Genomic DNA, 4,334 nt, shown 5'->3' with positions numbered 1-4,334 from the left:
ACATAATATACAATATTTACACTACTGAATTTTTCATTAAAAAGCTTATGAATACTAGCTGTTGATGGCTGACCAATCGCATTAATTAAATTTTCTGCTGAAATAATTACCCGCCGGCATCCTGACTCTTCAGCCTTAGAAATAAGTTGGTCTAGTTTATTTTCTAAATCTGATAACGGCACGTCTCCATTTTGCACCTGAGCCAAATAATCTCTTGGAGTCTGAGTCAAGTTAATATTATACTTGGGCATATTGGGGAAGTTAAAATTCACATCCGGAAGGAAAACGCCACGACCTAAAAATTTATGTCGATTATGATAGATAAAATTCTGTATCGTAGTAGAACCACATTTCGAATGGCCTGGATGTAAGACTAAATTAACCATTTATTCTCCTAAAAATGGGTAACGACCAAATTGACTAATCAGTGGTCCCCATTTTAAAATTAATTGTTCATTTAATTGATCGTCACCCACAAGTGGGTTGTGCCATCCGGCAGCCTGCCATTTGTCAGCAGGGTTTAGAATATGCAGGTTAGCCAAACCAAAATCACCGGGCAGTTGAGCATCAGCAACGGCGTTATCGCCAACGTGCACAAAGCGACCTTTATTTTTCAACTCGCCAGCAATGTATGACCACATAGTAGCATTATCTTTACGCAGCCCTTTTTCCGAAGAAACAAATAGCTGATAACCATTCGCTACACCGGCTTTACGGAGCATCAATACGATTTGGTATTCAGTGTAATAGGTATCTGAAATGATATAAACCTGCTTGCCTTGAGTAATAAAGCGGTTGGCAATATCCACCATCTCATCTTTGCTTTCAATCATTTCGAGATCGTAACCAAACTCCATCTCCGCATACTGATGGGCAGTGTTCTCATCCCATTGATAGGTTTTGGCAAGCTGCTGGTAAGTCGCAAAAATCGTCACATCACCTTGGAAATTGTTTTGCTTACGTACTTCAAATTCTGCTTGGTTACGCGCTTTCACAAACTCATGTGCATCGTTCACAACGACTTGCTGCTGGAGATATTTACCGAGTTTTAGCTTGGCATAATCAGGCACAAAATGAGAGCGCCTTACCAAGGTATCAAACACATCAAACGAAATAGTCTCAAATGGTGCCAGCTTATGATAAAGCTCTTCGGCATTATTAACATAGTTTGCAAACACATAGCTTTGATCATGGGTAAACGACCCCAGCTCCGGATAATAAAACAGCTGGCGATAACCGGATTTCTCCGCCAATAAGCCAATACAACGCTCTAATGCATGCAGTTCTGAGCCATCATTTGGTAAAGGCTCTACTGGAAAATCTTCATAGCGGTATACTTTTTCAAGCAGCGGCTTAAGCGCTTGAGGTTTAGCCCAAAACATACCGCCGACCGGATACGGCAGAAAGTCGCTATGGTCTTCAATACCCCACTGTTTAAAAAACTCACCACGATGAGGTTTATTCTTAAGCCAATGGTTTACCCAATCCGGCATCATCGAAAAAGAAGTAGGATAATATATCCCGCACTCTGGGTTAGATACCATATAGGTCAGCATTTTGGTAATCACGTGATGGTCGTTTAGTAAATACTCACCAAGGTAGTCGGCCCACTGAGTCTGTTGGCGCCCTGAATACAACGACTTCTTCGAATGAAGGTGGCAAAACAGGTCATAATTCAGTAGCTTCTCACCAAACTCAACCAACAGAGGGCCAAAGTTACGACCACGGTTTGGTACCTCTACCACTTCAATATGGTTGACACTATCGAGACACCCCAAATATTTATCGACCGTTCGCTGATAATTACTATCACTGACACTGACAAATAGATCGACCTTAACAGGAAAATCTTTCAGGCACTGAGCGTAGTATTCAATAAAATCTTCATAGAACACATGTAAACAAATAGCGACCTTCAGATTTTTAAGATCCTTCAATGAGGGGTTGATAAGCAATTTATCTGTAGGGGACCATTTAGGATAAAATGGAGAGATAATACGCCCTTCATTAATACCCGATTCAAGATAATGTGTTAAAGGACTGACTCGTTCATGAAAAACATCAATATTGCGTTTAGTATAACTTAGGTTATCGAATGCAGGAGAAGGGCTAACAGCAGAAAAGGTACTTTTATACAAATAGTCGCTAAAAGCACTCAGTTCGGATTCAAATCCGCATTGCTGAACATCGCAATACCACTGATAGTCAAATAGACCTTGCAATTTAGCTTGTTGAAGATATCTAACAGCCTCGTCAGTGACTAAGCGGTTAGAGCCTTTCATTTTCTTTGTCGAACGACGAATATTCCTTCTCATCAACGCGGATTCCACTTTTACCGCTAAAGACATTAAGGAGGCATTACGTCTTAACGCATTTTCCACTAAAGGAAAGCGCTGTTTTACCATTGCTCTATAGTTCATTATTTCAAACCAAAAAATTCTATTCCGTTGATTGTGCCTTCACTCGCGGTATCATCATCTAAACCAAATAATGTCCACGTCTCTCTAGGAAACATCCCTTTTTTGGTGACAAAAGCGCTGTATAATTCTTCAACCTCTTCTGCAGTAAACTCAATATCATACGCTGCATACTCTTTCATCTGATTGATAGCGCCTTCGACAATTTGCTCAATCAGATGAAAACAATGTTGGCTTTCTACCTTACGCCCATAGTAAAAATCGAACTGGCGATGTGGCAACGCACTAAATCGAATATCCTGAAACTGCCCATCTGGCGCAGTAAGCAGGGCCTCAAGAAACATTGAGCGATCAAGCGGAATATAACCGTCACCCATTTTAACGTTTTCTTTAAGGTAACCCGTCATGGTTAGGGTATTACCGGCCACTTCAGTAACACCAGGATTGGAGGCAATCAGATAATGACCAGCAATATTCTTATTAAAAATCAGGCTCAACAAAGTTTGGATGGTACCGCTATAACCAATATCAACGATATTAATCGTGTCTTGCTCAAAAAAGCCTAACGCTTCCAAATACGCTTTATAGGCAGAATGCGACTGGCGAATAATTGGCGCAAGTACACCAATATTTGCTTCGAGCAGTTTGCTGACTTTATCTAGATCGGCTGGCAATAAGATATTTTGCTGCTGCTGTTTATCACTAAAGGCCTTACGAATACTGACATCACTTAACATAAAGCGAGTCCGCATCAACTCATATAAAGAGCCTGAGAACTTAAAGTTCAACGAATAAGCAAACGTCTTCGGTTCCAGTAAACCAATTTTAAACAGGAAAGCACGAGAAACGAGCAAGTAACGGCTATCCGCTTTTTCACCCTTAGCTTCACAATACGCTTGGTAAGCCTTTTCTAGCCAGTAACCTTCACGAGCTAGGAAAAATAGAGGCTCATTTTTCTGCTTGTTCGCGAGTAACTGCGATTCAAAAAAAGTTAATACGGGCGATAAAATACTCACGCCTAATTGTTGTAGTGATTGAATTGTCATAGATAATTGTTTATTTAAATTAATGATGAAATGAGATAGAACCTAAAGACAATTATTTAGATTCTAAATAACTTCATTTAAAATAACTAAAATATAGCCAACTTTTAAGTTTATCTATCAAATATTGACATCAATAATTGTTAAAGATAAAAATTTAAACGCCATGCTTAAACATTTTATTTTTTATAATCGTTATTTTTTTTCTTAGGTTTTCATTAGGTCTTCTATCGTAAGCAATCTCCATTAACTTGAGAGATAAACCATTATCTTTACCAATCAAGAATAAAGACATATCCCTTATAGTGTCTGTTAATAGATTTTTAGATTCAGGGAGGAATGTTCGACTAAGCTGATTAGACAAGATACTAACCATACAGTTATCTCTATCATTTAGTTCAATATCAATCGCAGCAAAAATAAAATCAAGATCTGCATCTCCACGAGAATCAACTTTAGGTGACTTTAGTTGATGACCATTACTGACCGCATTGCTTATTAGAGGGAAATTGCCATTAAACTTACCAGAAGTTCTTCTAGAGAAAATTATAATGTCATCTATAATATTTTCACAAAAAATCATATTATGAAATGCAGTACCTTCAATTCCTGCGACCATATTAGCAGATGAAAAAATGGATATTTGGTCTTCTATAGATAACTCTGTGGGATCAATAATCAACCAATTATGGTTATTTAAAACAGCCTCTACAATAAATTCGTTTCTATAAGTCTCATACCCACTACGAGATAACCATATATTCTTACCTAGAAAGTCAGTATTAGTATTTTTGACCCGTCCAATCCAATCTTTATGCTTTTTAGAAAACTTATCCCAAATAATATATTCTCTATCATGAATGACAATATTATC

4 protein-coding genes are annotated in these 4,334 nt (G+C 38.2%); all 4 read right to left on the bottom strand.

All coding sequences use genetic code 11. The features are described from left to right. Positions 1-386 (bottom strand): hypothetical protein (locus F9817_RS23465; protein WP_202436575.1); only part of this gene is annotated, 386 nt, incomplete at its 3' end. After that, positions 387-2,420, bottom strand: coding sequence for an HAD-IA family hydrolase (locus F9817_RS23460; RefSeq protein ID WP_161158626.1), 2,034 nt, complete (start codon positions 2,418-2,420; stop codon positions 387-389). Further along, a complete protein-coding gene (locus F9817_RS23455) occupies positions 2,420-3,463 on the bottom strand; it encodes a hypothetical protein (RefSeq protein ID WP_202436574.1) in 1,044 nt (347 codons plus the stop codon). Before F9817_RS23455 ends, F9817_RS23460 begins: the two co-directional genes overlap by 1 nt. A gap of 154 nt (positions 3,464-3,617) precedes the next feature. Then, a partial coding sequence (locus F9817_RS23450) for a glycosyltransferase 61 family protein (RefSeq protein WP_161158625.1) occupies positions 3,618-4,334 on the bottom strand: 717 nt, incomplete at its 5' end.

It is taken from the genome of Vibrio eleionomae, from assembly GCF_009874545.1.
Lineage (GTDB): Bacteria > Pseudomonadota > Gammaproteobacteria > Enterobacterales > Vibrionaceae > Vibrio > Vibrio nitrifigilis.
Note: the sequence above shows the minus strand (reverse complement) of the source record. Positions and strands in the feature narration are given on the sequence as shown.

What these genes read in the sequence shown, in the direction of transcription:
- F9817_RS23460 (WP_161158626.1), bottom strand. Translation starts at nt 2,420, where the DNA reads ATGAACTATAGAGCAATGGTAAAACAGCGCTTTCCTTTAGTGGAAAAT.
- F9817_RS23455 (WP_202436574.1), bottom strand. Translation starts at nt 3,463, where the DNA reads ATGACAATTCAATCACTACAACAATTAGGCGTGAGTATTTTATCGCCC.